We start from the raw sequence: 15,112 nt of genomic DNA, 5'->3' as shown, positions 1-15,112 counted from the left end.
ATGTGTGCGCTTTAAGCCCATGAATAGTTCGAGGCTCTAAAGATCAGGCTATGGAACTACTTTACTCACCGTGGCCGCATTGTTGCGACCGTGTTACGAAATTTATTGCTCAGAAGTCGTCTTCAAATGGCAGGGCATTCACCGACAGAACACCGCTGTTGTTCGTGATCGTGCTTATGAGCTCGTGGTAGTTACCGTTTCCCAACAACTCGATTTCAACGTTCACCACCGGAATGGCAGAAGTGGCTTCAATAGTGGTTCGCTCGGTTGAAAGGTCGGCTACATTCCAGCCAGCGTGGGTGCACTCCTGAATGAGTTCGTGCAAAATACCACGACCGTCTAAATAGGTGATTTTAAGCGTCACAGTGCCAGGTTCGAAGCTGGGTAAACGGCGGGCTATTGGTCGCAAGCCGTAGACGATCAGGAAAAAACCGACTGTGGTCACAATGGCCAAAATGGGCAAACCTGCACCAGCGGCCATGCCAATGGCAGTCGTCAACCAAACCGAGGCCGCCGTTGTTAAGCCCCGCACGGCGTCGCGTCGCACAAAGATGAGGCCACCGCCAATGAAACCCACCCCCGAGACGATCTGGGCCGCCACCCGGGAGGGGTCAAGGACCACGTGGTCGCCAAGGACATCGCCAAAACCATATTTTGAAACCAGCATTATCAGTGCTGAGGCAAACCCAATAATGGTGTGAGTTCGCAGACCTGCGCTTTTGCCTCTGATCTCACGTTCCAGCCCAATTAGTGCCGATAACGCTAACGCCAAGGCGAGATCGCCAACTTGGGGCCAACCCTGGCCAATGGCTTGTCCGAAGGCGAGTGTCTGCACTATTTCCCAACTTTGGTGGTCGTGTGGAAGGTCTAATATGCACCCATTTCCTAAAATGAGTAACATAAGAGCTCTCGCGGGTGTAGCTCAGTGGTAGAGCACCGTCCTTCCAAGTCGGCAACGCCAGTTCGATTCTGGTCACCCGCTCGGCATTATTGGCCGTCTTTGTCGCAAGGTCATTTCAACCAAGTGGCGAGACGGCCAAAGTATTTTTCCTCAGCTAGCTAATTAGCTGACTTTCAGCGTGCCTTCCATGCCAGCTTCACGGTGGCCAGGAATGTCGCAGTAGTAGGTGTACTCACCTGAGTCGAGGGTGATGGTTCCGTCATCTTCGTCGCCGGTCTTTTCTACGTGCAGACGAAGATCGGCTTCATGATCTTCAACCACCCATGAGTGCTCGATGGCGCCCTCGTTCTTAAGGGTCACCTCAACTTTGCCAGCATCTGCCGATACTTCGGTCTCTTCAAACTCGATGTCATGAGCAGTGAAGCTAATTGAAGAAGATACGGTGTCTTCTACTTCGGTACTGGTGTCGTTGTTGCCGCTCGAGTCGTTGTCATCTGAATCACCGCAAGCAACTAGTAGGGCGGTCATAGCCAACGTGGCCGCGCCAATTCCTACAAACCGACGAATGTTCATGAGTTTCCTCCATGGGGGTGTGGGATATACGACGATTCACGGTATCGCGAGATTTGTTCACTTCCCGCATCGATCGTATTTAGCCCCTAACGCGCCCACCTGGGGGAATAAACGAAACTCTTGAACCTGCGTTCACAAGTTCAAGAGTTTGTTATGTTCTAAGACACTCACAACGTCGGGGAGACAGGATTTGAACCTGCGACCCCCTGCTCCCAAAGCAGGTGCGCTACCAAGCTGCGCCACTCCCCGTGACAGCTCATAGAGCCTAGCGCATTAGCCAGAAATGGTGGATTCCGTGGCTAGAACTTCTTTTCGCCTGTTAGACGGGCCCGTAGTTTTGGCGATACCCGACCGGCGGTTGCGCAACTAGGTGCCTGAAATGGGTAGAATCGCCCCACTGTGAAAACATCCGTCGAAACCCTTGAGGGTAACAAAGTCCGTCTCAGTGTTGAGGTGGAAGAGTCCGAATTTGAACCAGCCGTAGACGAGGCTTTTAAACGTATTGCCCGTGAAGTCCGTTTACCAGGCTTTCGACCTGGCAAGGCCCCTCGGAAGCTATTAGAGGCCCGCATTGGTATTGGTGCCGCTCGCGAAGAGGCCCTGCGCGAAGCCGTGCCCAACTATTACACCGAAGCGGTAGCCCAAACCGAGCTTGACCCAATTGCTCCTCCCGAGATTGATATCACCGCTGGCCAAGAAGAAGGTCCGGTTAGCTTCGATGCTGTTGTTGAGGTACGGCCCGAGGTTGAGGTGATTGGGTATCAGTCACTTCGGGTCGAAATGCCTTCGCCTACGGTCAGCGAGGAAGAAATTGATGAGCAGGTAGACCGTCTGCGTAATCAGTACGGCGAGTTGGTCAGCGTCGATCGTCCTGCCAAAGACGGTGACTTCGTGAAGATCGACATGGAAGGTTCGCGCGACGGCGAACCGATTGAAGGCCTAACGGTGTCTTCTTACTCATTTGAGGTCGGCCTAGGTGCCGTTGTGCCCGAGGTTGACGAAAACCTTCGTGGTGCCAGTGCCGGTGATGAGCTTAGTTTCTCGGGCGATGACCACGAGCACGACGAATCAGAGTTCGACGATGAGGGTCACCCTCCACACGGGCCGATCGATTTTGAAATCTCGGTTCTTGAAGTTCAAGAAAAGGTTCTGCCCGAGTTGACCGACGAGTGGGTGGCCGAGGCCTCCGAGTTCGAAACAGTCGATGAGCTGCGAGAAGATGTGCGCGAGCGTTTAACCGAAGCTCGCGTTAACCAAGCTGAGGCCATGTTGCGTGAACGTACCGCCGAGGCCGTGGCCAAGCTGATCGATTTTGAAGCGCCCGAGGTCATGATCTCGAATGAGGTCCAACAGCGGATTCAAGATTTGGCTATGCGTCTTTCGGCTCAAGGCATCAGCCTAGACCAGTATTTGGCTATCACCGGACAGCCCCAAACCCAGTTCGTGGCCGAGCTGCAAGAAACTGCTTCGCAGTCAGTGATCGTTGATTTAGCGTTGCGGGCTGTGGCCAAGGCTGAAGCGCTGGAAGTTACAGAAGACGAGCTGCACGAAGAGTTCGCTGAGGCTGCCGAGCAGCTTGGTGAAACGGTTGAAGCCATGCGCACTCGTTTTGATCAAAGCGGTCAAATCATTGACATCCGTGCCGACATGTTAAAGCAGAAGGCTTTGACTTGGTTGGTGGAACGTGTCGAGATTGTCGATAGCGACGGTAACCTGATTGATCGTAATGATCTTATTGCCGATCCTGCCGACGAATCCGACGGCACTGAAACCGATGATGGTGGGGAAGACACCGACTGATGACTTACATTCCAAACCCTGAGATTTGGGAAACAACCAACCGAGGCGAACGCAGCTCAAGCCTGTTCGGCCGCTTGCTACGTGAGAACATTATTTTCCTGGGTTTCCCAATCACTGATGATGTGGCCAACGTGGTTTGTGCCCAGCTGATTCATCTGGAATCGGAGAATCCAGAAAAAGACATCAATATTTATATCAACTCACCGGGTGGCGACATCAACGCCATGTTCGCTATCTACGACACCATGAGTTATATCCGGCCCGACATCAACACCATTTGTCTGGGTCAGGCCGCTTCAGCCGCCGCTGTTTTACTAGCGGGTGGAACCCCAGGTAAGCGCTTGGCGTTGCCTCATTCACGGGTAATAATTCACCAGCCGTATTCCGGTGCACAAGGCCAGGCTTCAGATGTCGAGCTAGCCGCCAAAGAAATTATGCGGCTGAAATCAGCGCTTGAAGAGGTGTTGTCGAAGCATACCGGCAAGACCGTGGACCAGATTCGTAAAGACACCGACCGCGACTTTGTGATGACGGCGACCGAGGCTAAAGATTACGGCATCATTGATGCCATCTTGGAGCCCCGTACCCGAGTTGACCTTTCTGGGCCTATCCGTGCCAGTTAGGCCTAGAGTAGAGACAGCTTGATAAAGGGGAGGTGAGGTTATGGCAAAGTTCGGAGATGGAACCGAATTTTTGAAATGTTCTTTCTGCGGCAAATCTCAAAAGCAAGTTAAACGTTTAATTGCGGGCCCAGGTGTTTACATTTGTGATGAATGTATTGAGTTATGCAATGAAATAATTGCTGAAGAGTCTGCCGAAACATCTGATCTTTCGCTTGACCAACTTCCTATTCCGCGTGAAATTTACGAGTTCTTGAACCAGTACATTGTGGGTCAAGAACTTGCTAAGAAAATTCTTTCGGTAGCTGTCTATAACCATTACAAGCGTGTTCATCACAACGCTCAAACCACGGTCGAAGCTCAAGTAGAGCTGTCGAAGTCCAATATTTTGTTGGTTGGCCCCACGGGTTGTGGGAAGACCGAGATGGCCCGCACCTTGGCACGAATGTTGAATGTGCCCTTCGCTATTGCCGATGCCACGGCGTTAACCGAGGCTGGCTATGTAGGCGAAGACGTTGAAAACATTCTTTTAAAGCTGATCCAAGCAGCCGATTATGACATTAAACGAGCTGAAACCGGCATCATTTACATTGACGAAATCGATAAGGTCGCCCGAAAGAGCGAAAACCCCTCGATTACTCGTGATGTTTCTGGTGAAGGCGTTCAGCAGGCGCTGCTAAAGATTCTCGAGGGAACAACGGCTGCGGTACCGCCCCAGGGTGGCCGTAAGCATCCCCATCAAGAATTTATCCAGATCGACACCACCAATATCTTATTTATTTGTGGTGGGGCTTTTGCTGGAATTGAAAAGATTATTGAATCTCGCATTGGCAAATCTGGTATCGGCTTTGGCGCTGAACTGCGCTCTAGCGACGACTCCGACCTCGGTACGCTGGTGGCCGAGTTGCTCCCAGAAGATCTCATCAAGTTTGGTTTGATTCCCGAGTTTGTTGGGCGGCTGCCGGTAATTGGTCCCGTAAGCAATCTTGATGAAGAAGCTTTGGTGCAGATTCTAACCGAACCCAAGAACGCTTTGGTGAAGCAATACCAACGCTTCTTCGAGCTTGAAAACGTCGAGCTGGAGTTCGCTGAAGAAGCGCTAGATGCCATTGCTGAGCAGGCACTAAACCGTGGCACTGGTGCCCGTGGCTTGCGGGCCATTATGGAAGAAGTGCTGCTCGATGTGATGTACGACATGCCAGGTCGCAACGACATCGAACGTTGTGTTATCGACGCTGCGGTGGTTAAAGAAAAGGTGAACCCAACTTTGGTGCCCCGAAGCGCCAAGTCTCGCCAAGATCGACCTCGCCGCGCCGCCTCCTAAATCTAGCTACAGGATCTAGTGGAACTACGTGAAGCGCTGTTTTGGTTAGAACAGCACATAAATCTGGAAGCGAACGCCGGACGTCCAGCCGGTGCGTCGCTGGAACGAATGAAGCAGATTGCCTACCTTTTGGGCGATCCGCATGAGGCCTACCCCTCAATCCATATAACAGGCACCAACGGTAAGGGCTCCACAGCCCGGCTCACTACCTCGTTGCTTATAGCCAGCGGTTTGAACGTGGGGACTTATACCAGTCCTCATCTTGAGCGACTTAACGAACGTATTAGCCAGAATCTAAACCCTATTTCCGACGAAGACCTGGGTTTAGCATTAGGAGCCATCGCCGCCATCGAACCGATGCTCGACGGTCCTCCTTCGCATTTCGAGATTCTTACCGGTGCCGCTTTTAGATGGTTTGCCGATATCGCCATCGACGCTGCGGTGCTAGAAGTTGGGATGCTAGGCCGTTACGACTGCACCAACATTGTCAACGCTCCGGTTTCTGTTCTTACTAGGGTGGCGGCCGACCACACCGATGGCAGTGAAGGGTGGCGTCAGGCCATCGCGCTCGAAAAAGTTGGAATTGTTAAGGCTGGTAGCACCTTTGTGCTGGGCGAAACGCACCCCGATCTGGCCGAAATCTTTGCCTCAGTGCCTGCAGCACAAACTTGGCTCACCGGACGCGATTATGCGGTGGAAGATAACCGAGTGGCGGTGGGTGGCAGGTTGCTCACTATCCGTACTCCCGGTGCTCGCTACGAAGACCTTTTCCTTCCTCTCCATGGCGCTCACCAGGGCGATAATGCTGCCGCGGCTCTAGTAGCAGTAGAAGCATTTTTCGGTCGACCCCTGGAAGAAGAGGTAGTGGTCGAAGCCTTCGCCAATGCTTCGGTGCCAGGTCGCCTGGAAGTGGTTGCCCATAGCCCGACAGTCTTGCTAGATGCCGCTCACAACCCCGACGGGGCCGAAGCATTAACACAAGCTTTGGCCGAATCGTTTACACCGATGGGTTCACGCTATTTAGTCACTGGGGTTCTGGAACAAAAAGATCCCGTTGAAATGTTTGAAGCGCTTGATGCTACAAGTTTCGACCTTGTGATCGTGTGCACCCCCGACACCCCGCGTGCCCGTCCGGCAGCCGAGGTGGCCCAAGTGGCGGCGTCGATGGGTATTACCGTTGAAGCTGTGGCCGACCCAGTTGAGGCTGTGGCACGCGCCGTAACGCTCGCCGACGAGCAAGATTTGGTAGTGGTGGCGGGCTCAATTTTCCTCATTGGTGCTGTGCGCGGAGCATACACCCGCCGTGCCGAAGTGCTGTTAGCCGCGCAGCTGGCCGCCGACGAGGCAGAAGAAGAGAGCTACCACCTCTAAGTGTCGGTTCTTCTCCAGTTTCACAGCTTCTAACAATTGACATAGCGTCAAGGGTATGAATCGTACTTTGGTAATCTGTAAGCCCGACGCTGTAGAGCGAGGGCTAGTGGGCGAGATCATTTCTCGCCTGGAAAACAAAGGTCTCACCTTAGCGGCCGTTCAACTGCGTGTGATTGATGAAGCGCTGGCAGAAAAGCACTATGCCGAACATGTTGGTAAAGGCTTTTATGACGAGCTTGTTAGCTTTATCGGGCGTTCACCGTCACTAGTTATGGTGGTTGAAGGGCCAACCGACACCTGGCAAATCGTTCGCACCATGATGGGGGTCACCAATCCGGCTGAAGCTGCGCCGGGTACCATCCGAGGCGACCTAGCCACCGATATGGGTGAAAACCTGATTCATGGCTCCGACAGTGCCGATTCGGCAGCTCGTGAAATCGCTATTTTCTTTCCCGAACTAGTTTAAGGCGATGGCGGGAGGAACCTTGATCCTCCCGCGATCGCGAACCCCGTGGGGTTTGAGGTTACGCTAGATTGCTAACTCTTATTCGTTATCGCTCGTCAGCGGGGGCTACTTAATGGCCGAAAACATGCTCTCGGGAATTGTGGCTCGTGACATGGCCGTAGACCTTGGAACAGCAAACACTTTGGTCTATGTGCGTGGCCAGGGCATAGTGCTCGATGAACCATCGGTAGTCGCGGTTAATGCCCACGATGGTCGGCCCTTGGCGGTGGGTACTGAAGCCAAGAAAATGATTGGCCGCACCCCTAGCCATATTCAAGCCATTCGCCCTCTAAAAGATGGCGTGATTGCAGACTTCGACCTTTGCGAAAAAATGTTGCGTTACTTTTTAATGAAAGTAGCGATTCGCAAGTTTTCCAAGCCTCGGATGGTAGTGGCGGTGCCGTCAGGCATCACCGGGGTTGAGCAGCGCGCGGTTCAAGAAGCTGCTGAATATGCGGGTGCTCGTAAGCCGGCCTACATCATTGAAGAACCTATGGCGGCTGCTATTGGTGCTGGCCTGCCGGTTCAGGAACCCACTGGGAATATGATCGTCGATATTGGCGGTGGCACGACTGAGGTGGCAGTTATTTCTCTTGGTGGGATCGTGGCTAGCCAATCGGTTCGAGTTGGTGGCGACGAGCTTGATTTGGCAATTATTCAACACATCAAAAAACAGCATTCGGTGGCCTTGGGTGACCGTACCGCTGAACAAGCCAAAATCGCTCTTGGTTCGGCCTGGCATTTGGAAGAGGAAATTTACGCCGAAATTCGTGGACGCGACTTAATGACTGGCCTACCCAAGACGATCGTTACTTCCACCGGCGAATTGCGTGAAGCCCTGGAAGAACCGGTAGCAGCCATTGTTGATGCCGTGAAGGTGACGCTCGATAAAACACCGCCCGAACTCGCGGCCGACATTATGGAAAAGGGTATTACGTTGGCCGGTGGTGGTGCTTTGCTTATGGGCCTCGACCAACGTTTGGCCAATGAAACCGGTATGCCAATCAAAATTTCACCAAATCCACTGCTAGCGGTGGTGTTGGGCGCAGGACAGTCGCTCGAAGAATTTGACGCCCTAAAAGGTGTACTGTTTTCGTCCTCTGGCAACCTTTAACGCGGTCACGGTGGCATGAACTTTTTTCAGCGCGGCGGCCGACACCGGTTTGTGTTGGTTTTGTTGTTGCTTACTGCTGTCACGTTTATGACACTTGACGGCCGTGATTTCGGGCCGTTGGCTTCAGTTAAAACCGGGGCTACTACCGTGTTCTCGCCGTTTAAGAAAGCCGTTGGTTGGGCATTGTCCCCGGTGTCGAATGCCTGGCGGGGGGTCACCAGCTATTCGAAGCTGGAAGAAGAAAACGCCGAGCTGAAGCGTCGGATTGATGAGCTAGAAGGCCAACAAATCCGTGAAGCTTCAGCTGAGGAAATTCTGGCTAATTTTCTTCGTGACGCCGAAATTGATTTCGCCCAAGATATTCCACAGGTAACGGCTCGAGTTATCTCGGGCCCGCCGACCACTTTTGAAGCCACCGTTGTCATCGACAAGGGTTCGAAACATGGCCTAAAGCCGGGAATGGCCGTGGTTACCGGAACAGGTTTGGTGGGCCGGCTAGAGCAGGTATCGGCCAATGAATCGATCGTGCTGCTTATTAGCGATGCCCGAATGCAGGTGGCCACTCGCATTGGTTCGACCCAGGTGCTGGGGCGTGTGGAAGGCCGTGGCGCTAACCATCAGCCGGTAGTTGAGGTAGCTAGTGACGTGGTGTTGCGTCCTGGCGATCTGTTACTCACCTCGGGTCTAACCGGAAGTTTGTATCCGCCCGGATTGCCAATCGGCCATATCACCTCGGGCGCTGGTGCTTCAGCTAACACCGGGGATGAGCAAAATGCGCCACCGGCTGATGATGATTCAGCTGATGATGGTGATGAGATTTCGGTAGTGCCGCTTCAGCCAGTAGGTGTAGTCAGCGCCAAGATCGAGCTGGCAGCCAGCCTCGACCGCCTTAGCTTTTTAACGGTGCTGTTGTGGACACCTTGATGTATTTGATCGCTCCACGAGCACGCCTGGCGCTGTCAGTATTGTTGGCGGCCGTTCTGGAGCTCGGAGTGACCAATTCGGTCACAATCTGGGGTGCCACGGGTTCAATTCTGGTGCCGTACACTATCGCGGTAGCAATTGTGGGTGGGCCAGAACACGGTGCCATTGTGGGCTTTGCTTCCGGCTTGATAATCGATTTGTACACCACCACACCCTTTGGTTTAACAGCGTTGGTATACACGATTTTGGGTTACGTCATCGGCGTTGGAGCAGCCTCTCTAGTGCGCTCGGGTGGTTTCGGAACCCTTGGCATAGCCGTTGTTGGTTCTCTGTTCGCGGTTTGGGGTTTTGTGCTGGTTGGAGTTTTAGTAGGTCAAGATCACCTGCTTCACACCCCTTTGTTAGCCATTTCGGTGGCCCAAATCGTCTTTAGTGTGGTGCTTGTGCCACTTGGCCTGCCAGTGGCACGCTGGGCACTTGTAGAGTCGATAGGGTCGTTTCGCTCTCGCGGCTAAAGCCCCTACAAATTGTGCTGAACTAGAACCTGCCTATGAACAACGCACAACCGGTTCGTTTAAGTTTCATGGCCATCACCGCGGTGGCGTTGTTCGCGGCACTTCTATCACGGCTTTGGTATCTACAGGTGATGACGGCACCTGAATACCAGGAACAAGCGTTGGGTAATCGCATTAGAAGTGTGGTGGTGGAAGGCCCACGGGGTCGTATTCTTGATCGCAACGGGGTAGTGCTAGCGGGTAATCGCGAGTCGGTGGTGGTGACCGTTGATCAGGCCGGGCTGAAAACAGCTGATGATACAAACGCCGTCTTAGCGAAGCTGGCGACGGAACTGCGTGCTGGCGGCACGGAAATCACTACCGACGAAATCAAGAGCCGAATCGATAAGTGGCAAGGCGACCCGTTCCGGCCAATCGTGGTAGCCAGCGACGTGAACCCCGAGCTGTATTACACCTTGGCCGAACACAGCTTTGACATGCCAGGGGTAGGCGTTGAGAAACGACTTGTTCGCACTTATCCCGAAGGCCAACTTGCAGCCCATGTGCTTGGCTACATTGGCGAGATAAGCCAAGAAGAGCTGGATGATCGCGTCGACGCTGAGAAGTCGTATCGACTAGGCGACAAGATTGGCAAGGCTGGCATTGAGCAGCAGTATGAGGCGCAACTTCGTGGCACGCCGGGTCGGATCGTGTTCGAGGTGAACTCGATGAATCGAATTGTGGCCATTGTGGATCGGGTGGAACCTGAATCTGGCGATGATGTGTGGCTGTCCATCGATGCTGATCTACAAAAAATCACTGAGGTGGCCTTGGAAGAAGAGATGAGTCGTTCCCGTTCCTCATCTAGTCCAAACGGTTTCCCGGCAAGCACACCGGCTGGGGCGGCGGTGGTAGAAGACGCCACTAATGGCCAAGTACTTGCCATGGCTTCTTATCCAACCTTTGACCCCAACGAATTGATCGGTGGCATCAGCGCCGAACGTTATGAAGAGCTAACAGCCAAAGAGTTTTACCGTCCACTCAGCAACCGTGCCATCCGCGAGCCTTATGCCCCCGGTTCTACCTTCAAAATATTCTCGGGCTATGCCGCTGCCAGCACAGGGCTGCGCGCACCTGGGTTCACCATCAATGACACTGGTAGTTACACCCTTAAACCCTGCGACGGTGACCGCTGTACCTTCTACAATGCTGGTAAAGCTCCCCACGGGGCAGTTGATCTGCGGATGGCGTTGACGGTGTCTTCCAACGTGTACTTCTTTGGGGTGGGCGAAGGTTTCGCGCGAAAGACATCTACGTATGGTGAACGTGCCATCCAAGACGTGGCAGCTTCATTCGGGCTTGGTTCGCGCACTGGTGTGGCGTTGCCATTGGAACTTGGCGGCATTCTGATCGATCCTGAAATGAAACGACAGCGCCACGAAGATAATCCCGAAGCGTTCCCTGAAGGGCGTTGGAATATTGGTGACACCGTGAACCTGGCCATTGGGCAAGGCGATGTTGGTATCACTCCAATACAGCTAGCCAATGCCTATGCCGCCATGGGCAACGGCGGAACGTTGTTTGCCCCCAACATTGCGCTTCGTATCACCAGCTCTCAAACTGGCGAGGAGCTGCAAAGTTTCGGTACCCGTGAAATTCGCCAGCTTGATCTTGACGAAGACGTGCGACAAGCCATTACCGATGGGCTAGTGGGTGCCACTTCGCATTCATTAGGAACCTCAGCCAAAGTTTTCGCGGGTTTCCCTCACAGTGCTTTCCCAGTAGCCGGGAAAACCGGTACCGCGCAGGTTTACGGTAAGGCTTCGTCGTCGATTTACGCGGCGTGGGCCCCAGCAGCGGACCCAAAGTTTGCACTCAGTGTGTTCGTGGAAGAAGGCGGTTACGGTGCGACGGTCGCCGCTCCCATCGCACGGCGAATCTTGGAACCCTTGGCGATGCGTGAAATAAACGGTACCTCGCTCAACCCCGAGCACAAGCTTGAGGTCCCAACCGGGGGAGGCCTCGACTGATGTCGTACACCACAACCGGCGCTCATTCTCGCCCCAGTAGCGCTGCTCACCGGCGAGGATCGGGGTCGAGTGGCGGGCTCGACCGCTTACGAGGACTGCTTCCGTACGTAGATTTCATCCTGGTCGGTGTGCTGGGGGCGCTTTCTTTGCTCAGCGTCGTCATGGTGCTAGCCGCTACTCACGGACCTCGAACCACCACCAACGACTTCTTCTTCATGCAGCGCCAAATTATTTATATTTCCATGGGCGTGGCTGCCATGGTGGCGGTGGCCAGCTTTGATTACCGGCGTTTGCTTGATTGGTGGCGGCCCATCTATGCCGTTGGCCTCTTAGGTTTGGTGGCCGTACTAATTTTGGGAACTGAGGCTAAAGGCGCCCAACGTGCGTTTTCCGTGGCTGGTTTCCAAATACAGCCTGCCGAGTTCATGAAAGTCGCTTTGGTAGTCGCCATTCCGGCCTATCTTTCCCAGGTAGAGATGAGCCTCGAGACCATTGTTAAAGCCATGCTTTTGGCCGGGGTGCCGGTAGGTCTTATTTTCTTACAACCCGACCTGGGTACTTCGCTGGTGGTTGGAATTTTGCTGTTAGCGGTGTTGTTGGTGGCTGGCGCCCCAAAAAAGGTGATGTTTGGTCTTTTGGGCGCCGCTATTTTGGCAGCGGCGGTGTTACTCAGCTCGAACATCCTCGACGATTTCCAAAAAGCTCGCCTCACCAACTGGGTGAACCCTGAAAACGTTCCTGCAAATCTGCGTTACAACACTGAACAATCACAAATCGCGGTTGCCAGCGGTGGTTTAACCGGGCAGGGTTGGATGAAGGGGGGCCAGACTTCAAACGGCTTCGTTCCAGAACAACAAACCGACTTCATATTCACAGCGATTGGCGAAGAGCTTGGTTTTGTTGGTGCGGTGGGGGCGCTTTCTCTGTACGGGGTGCTTTTGTGGCGGGTTTTACGCACGGCCCAGCTAGCCACCGATCGTTTCGGTGGGTTAATTGCGGTGGCGGTGTTTGCTATTTTGCTGTTCCAAATTTTCGAGAACGTGGGAATGTCGTTGGGCATCATGCCGGTAACCGGAATTCCGTTGCCCTACATGTCCTACGGCGGTTCTTCAACTCTTGTAGCGTTCGCCTTTATGGGACTAATCCAAAATATCCATATGAGGCGCTTCACCTGACCATTGGTTTTTCTAGTTATTGATGAGTAAATCGGTCAGAGTCTCGGCCCTGTGGGGGCTTTGAGATAGAATGATTCTAATGGGATTTTTATGGACGATCATTCAGCCGCTGCTCTACAGCGTGGTGCCTGCTCGTTCAGGTTGGGGCCAACGGTCTCAAATTCCGCAACGACGCCGCCACAACAGCCATTTTGCTGGTACCTCTATGGTCATAGGTTTTGCTGGCGCGTCGCATGTTTTGACCAACGATCATCTGCCACCAAGAGATGTCTGCCTTCGGGGTAGCCAAGTGGCAGGCCGCGCGCCCGTAAGTCCTAGGCGCGCCAGGCGAAGGGACATATTCGATGTCGGACCCCGCACTTCGCGGACCACAAGACGCTTCGGGCTCGAACCAGCCGGGGCGCAACACCAGCGAAGCCAGAACAACTGGAGACGAGCGCGCCCCAAGGCGGACCTCTTCCAGCCGGACTTCCACCAACAAGCCGCAGCATGAACCGAATAGCGAAGCTTCTAGCGCTAAGGTGCGCCCACAAGTAGGCGACACCCGGCCCGCGGCTGCTGAATCAAGCCAAAGTTCCACCAAAGCTAACGATTCGGGTACCAATGCGGCGCCTAAACCGAGGCGACGTCGTCGCAGCGGACGTCCACAATCATCCACCTCACAGGCTGAAAAGTCTGACAACACCGGGTCTTCCTCAACCAGTGGTGGTAAATCTGGCTCTGCGGGTTCAGGTTCAACAAAGACCCCGCGTCGGCGCAATAGCGGCCGTCGGCCAAGTGGCGAACCGGTTTCAGCGACCCTTTCTGACGATGACCCAATTCAGCTCGATTCCGCCACACTAAAGCGGCGACGAGGCCGTAAACGCAAAGGCCGCCCGGTTGGGCGTTACCTTATGGCGGTTTCCAAAGGGCCCACCGCTACCCAGATTTCGGTGTTGGAAGGCCGCACCTTAATCGAGCATTATGTGTCTCGTCCTTCCGACAATGAAACTGAAATTCACGGCAACATTTATCTGGGCAAAGTGCAAAACGTACTGCCTGGTATGGAAGCGGCATTTGTAGATATTGGTACTCAAAAAAACGCCGTTCTTTATCGCGGTGACGTGCAATACGACCCTGATGATGTGGTGGAAGGGTCACCCGCGCCCCGCATTGAAGAAATGCTGCGGCCGCGTCAAACCATCATTTGCCAGGTAACCAAGAACCCGATTGCTCACAAAGGTGCGCGGCTAACCCAAGAGGTATCGCTTCCAGGCCGTTTTGTGGTGTTGATTCCTAATAGCCCCACTTATGGAATCTCGAAACGCCTGCCCGATCATGAGCGCAAGCGCTTACGGGGCATTCTCGATGGGGTGCGTCCCGATGGTCACGGAATCATTGTGCGTACCGCAGCGGAAAATGTGACTGCCGAAGAAATTGAGCGTGACGTCCAGCGTTTAACCTCGCAGTGGGCCAAGATTGAAGCGTTAGCGGCACGGTCGCAGGCGCCAGCAGTTCTATACCAAGAACCCGATATGGCGGTTCGGGTGATTCGAGAAGAGTTCAACAAAGATTACCGGTCAGTCATTATCGACGATCCGGCCATCTTTGATGAGGTTCGCGATTATGTGGAAGCCATCGGCCCCGCTTTGGCCGAGCGAGTCGAGTTTTACGATCCTGAGGCTGAGCGACTGCCACTGTTCGAAAAGTTCCATGTTCATGAACAGCTTCACAAAGCCCTAGACCGCAAGGTCTGGTTGGCCTCTGGCGGTTCGCTAATTATCGAACATACCGAAGCTCTAACCGTGATCGACGTGAACACGGGTAAGAACGTGGGTACCTCGAACCTGGAAGAAACGGTTTATCGCAATAACCTCGAAGCGGCTGATGAGATCGCCCGCCAGCTACGGCTGCGTGATATTGGCGGGATCATCGTGATCGACTTTGTGGATATGGAAGTGCGGTCTCACCGTGATGAGGTCACCAGGGTTTTCAAAGAGGCCTTGGGTCGCGACAAAACCCGTACCCAGGTTTATGACATTTCCGAGCTGGGCTTAGTTGAGATGACCCGTAAACGAATTGGTGAAGGTCTACTCGATTCGCTAGCTAAGAAATGTCCCGAGTGCGAAGGCCGAGGTTTGGTCGTCGATCGGACTCTGATCGACGATTGAGATTTAACAGCTAGCGTGGCTCATCCACCCCTGCGCCCCTCGGGGGGGGGGGGGGGTTTTTGGGGGCAAAATTTTTTGATGGGGGGTCCCAAGAAAAATTGCCCCGGCTAGGGGGCGGGGGGGGGAGAACA

Annotated in this window: 13 protein-coding genes and 2 tRNA genes; 12 read left to right on the top strand and 3 right to left on the bottom strand. The window is 53.9% G+C overall.

The genetic code is table 11. The features are described 5' to 3' along the window. Positions 1–109: 109 nt before the first annotated feature. Positions 110–835, bottom strand: coding sequence for an MgtC/SapB family protein (locus tag WC184_12460; GenBank protein ID MFA7478678.1), 726 nt, complete (start codon positions 833–835; stop codon positions 110–112). 76 nt (positions 836–911) lie between these two features. Here WC184_12460 and WC184_12455 point away from each other — a divergent pair. Further along, positions 912–982 (top strand) — tRNA-Gly (locus WC184_12455). An 81-nt stretch (positions 983–1,063) separates the two neighbouring features. Here WC184_12455 and WC184_12450 read toward each other — a convergent pair. Further along, complete coding sequence (locus tag WC184_12450; GenBank protein ID MFA7478677.1) at positions 1,064–1,474, bottom strand: cupredoxin domain-containing protein; 411 nt, start codon at positions 1,472–1,474, stop codon at positions 1,064–1,066. A gap of 175 nt (positions 1,475–1,649) precedes the next feature. Next, positions 1,650–1,723, bottom strand: a tRNA-Pro gene (locus WC184_12445). A gap of 150 nt (positions 1,724–1,873) precedes the next feature. Between WC184_12445 and tig the strand changes: the two genes are divergently transcribed. From tig to WC184_12390, 11 genes are all read left to right on the top strand, one after another. Beyond that, positions 1,874–3,274 (top strand): trigger factor, encoded by a 1,401-nt coding sequence (tig, locus tag WC184_12440; protein ID MFA7478676.1) that lies wholly within the window; start codon positions 1,874–1,876, stop codon positions 3,272–3,274. After that, positions 3,274–3,897 (top strand): ATP-dependent Clp protease proteolytic subunit, encoded by a 624-nt coding sequence (locus WC184_12435; GenBank protein MFA7478675.1) that lies wholly within the window; start codon positions 3,274–3,276, stop codon positions 3,895–3,897. The genes tig and WC184_12435 overlap by 1 nt, the downstream gene beginning before the upstream one ends. A gap of 40 nt (positions 3,898–3,937) precedes the next feature. After that, positions 3,938–5,218 (top strand): ATP-dependent Clp protease ATP-binding subunit ClpX, encoded by a 1,281-nt coding sequence (gene clpX, locus WC184_12430; GenBank protein MFA7478674.1) that lies wholly within the window; start codon positions 3,938–3,940, stop codon positions 5,216–5,218. Between the two features lie 18 nt (positions 5,219–5,236). Continuing rightward, positions 5,237–6,589 carry a cyanophycin synthetase gene (locus WC184_12425; GenBank protein MFA7478673.1) on the top strand — a complete coding sequence of 451 codons (1,353 nt, stop codon included), beginning with the start codon at positions 5,237–5,239 and terminating at the stop codon, positions 6,587–6,589. 55 nt (positions 6,590–6,644) lie between these two features. Next, the gene (ndk, locus tag WC184_12420) at positions 6,645–7,055 is read left to right on the top strand and encodes a nucleoside-diphosphate kinase (protein ID MFA7478672.1); all 411 of its coding nucleotides are present in this window, start codon (positions 6,645–6,647) and stop codon (positions 7,053–7,055) included. A 112-nt stretch (positions 7,056–7,167) separates the two neighbouring features. Continuing rightward, positions 7,168–8,208 (top strand): rod shape-determining protein, encoded by a 1,041-nt coding sequence (locus WC184_12415; GenBank protein MFA7478671.1) that lies wholly within the window; start codon positions 7,168–7,170, stop codon positions 8,206–8,208. Positions 8,209–8,223: 15 nt separating this feature from the next. Further along, positions 8,224–9,132, top strand: a complete 909-nt coding sequence (gene mreC / locus WC184_12410; protein MFA7478670.1) for a rod shape-determining protein MreC — start codon at positions 8,224–8,226, stop codon at positions 9,130–9,132. Continuing rightward, positions 9,120–9,647 (top strand): rod shape-determining protein MreD, encoded by a 528-nt coding sequence (gene mreD / locus WC184_12405; GenBank protein ID MFA7478669.1) that lies wholly within the window; start codon positions 9,120–9,122, stop codon positions 9,645–9,647. Before mreC ends, mreD begins: the two co-directional genes overlap by 13 nt. 35 nt (positions 9,648–9,682) lie before the next feature. After that, positions 9,683–11,656 carry a penicillin-binding protein 2 gene (gene mrdA / locus WC184_12400; GenBank protein ID MFA7478668.1) on the top strand — a complete coding sequence of 658 codons (1,974 nt, stop codon included), beginning with the start codon at positions 9,683–9,685 and terminating at the stop codon, positions 11,654–11,656. Next, on the top strand, positions 11,656–12,831 hold the full coding sequence (gene rodA / locus WC184_12395; GenBank protein MFA7478667.1) for a rod shape-determining protein RodA: 1,176 nt from the start codon (positions 11,656–11,658) through the stop codon (positions 12,829–12,831). Before mrdA ends, rodA begins: the two co-directional genes overlap by 1 nt. A 344-nt stretch (positions 12,832–13,175) precedes the next feature. Continuing rightward, the gene (locus WC184_12390) at positions 13,176–14,981 is read left to right on the top strand and encodes an Rne/Rng family ribonuclease (protein ID MFA7478666.1); all 1,806 of its coding nucleotides are present in this window, start codon (positions 13,176–13,178) and stop codon (positions 14,979–14,981) included. Positions 14,982–15,112: the final 131 nt, after the last annotated feature.

It is taken from the genome of Acidimicrobiia bacterium (genome assembly GCA_041676705.1).
Taxonomy (GTDB): domain Bacteria; phylum Actinomycetota; class Acidimicrobiia; order Acidimicrobiales; family SKKL01; genus Actinomarinicola.
Note: the sequence above shows the minus strand (reverse complement) of the source record. Positions and strands in the feature narration are given on the sequence as shown.

Excerpts from the sequence above, each read along its gene's own strand:
- WC184_12450 (MFA7478677.1), bottom strand. The coding sequence starts at position 1,474 with ATGAACATTCGTCGGTTTGTAGGAATTGGCGCGGCCACGTTGGCTATG.
- clpX (MFA7478674.1), top strand. The coding sequence starts at position 3,938 with ATGGCAAAGTTCGGAGATGGAACCGAATTTTTGAAATGTTCTTTCTGC.
- mrdA (MFA7478668.1), top strand. The coding sequence starts at position 9,683 with ATGAACAACGCACAACCGGTTCGTTTAAGTTTCATGGCCATCACCGCG.
- rodA (MFA7478667.1), top strand. The coding sequence starts at position 11,656 with ATGTCGTACACCACAACCGGCGCTCATTCTCGCCCCAGTAGCGCTGCT.
- WC184_12435 (MFA7478675.1), top strand. The coding sequence starts at position 3,274 with ATGACTTACATTCCAAACCCTGAGATTTGGGAAACAACCAACCGAGGC.
- mreC (MFA7478670.1), top strand. The coding sequence starts at position 8,224 with ATGAACTTTTTTCAGCGCGGCGGCCGACACCGGTTTGTGTTGGTTTTG.
- ndk (MFA7478672.1), top strand. The coding sequence starts at position 6,645 with ATGAATCGTACTTTGGTAATCTGTAAGCCCGACGCTGTAGAGCGAGGG.
- WC184_12415 (MFA7478671.1), top strand. The coding sequence starts at position 7,168 with ATGGCCGAAAACATGCTCTCGGGAATTGTGGCTCGTGACATGGCCGTA.
- WC184_12390 (MFA7478666.1), top strand. The coding sequence starts at position 13,176 with ATGTCGGACCCCGCACTTCGCGGACCACAAGACGCTTCGGGCTCGAAC.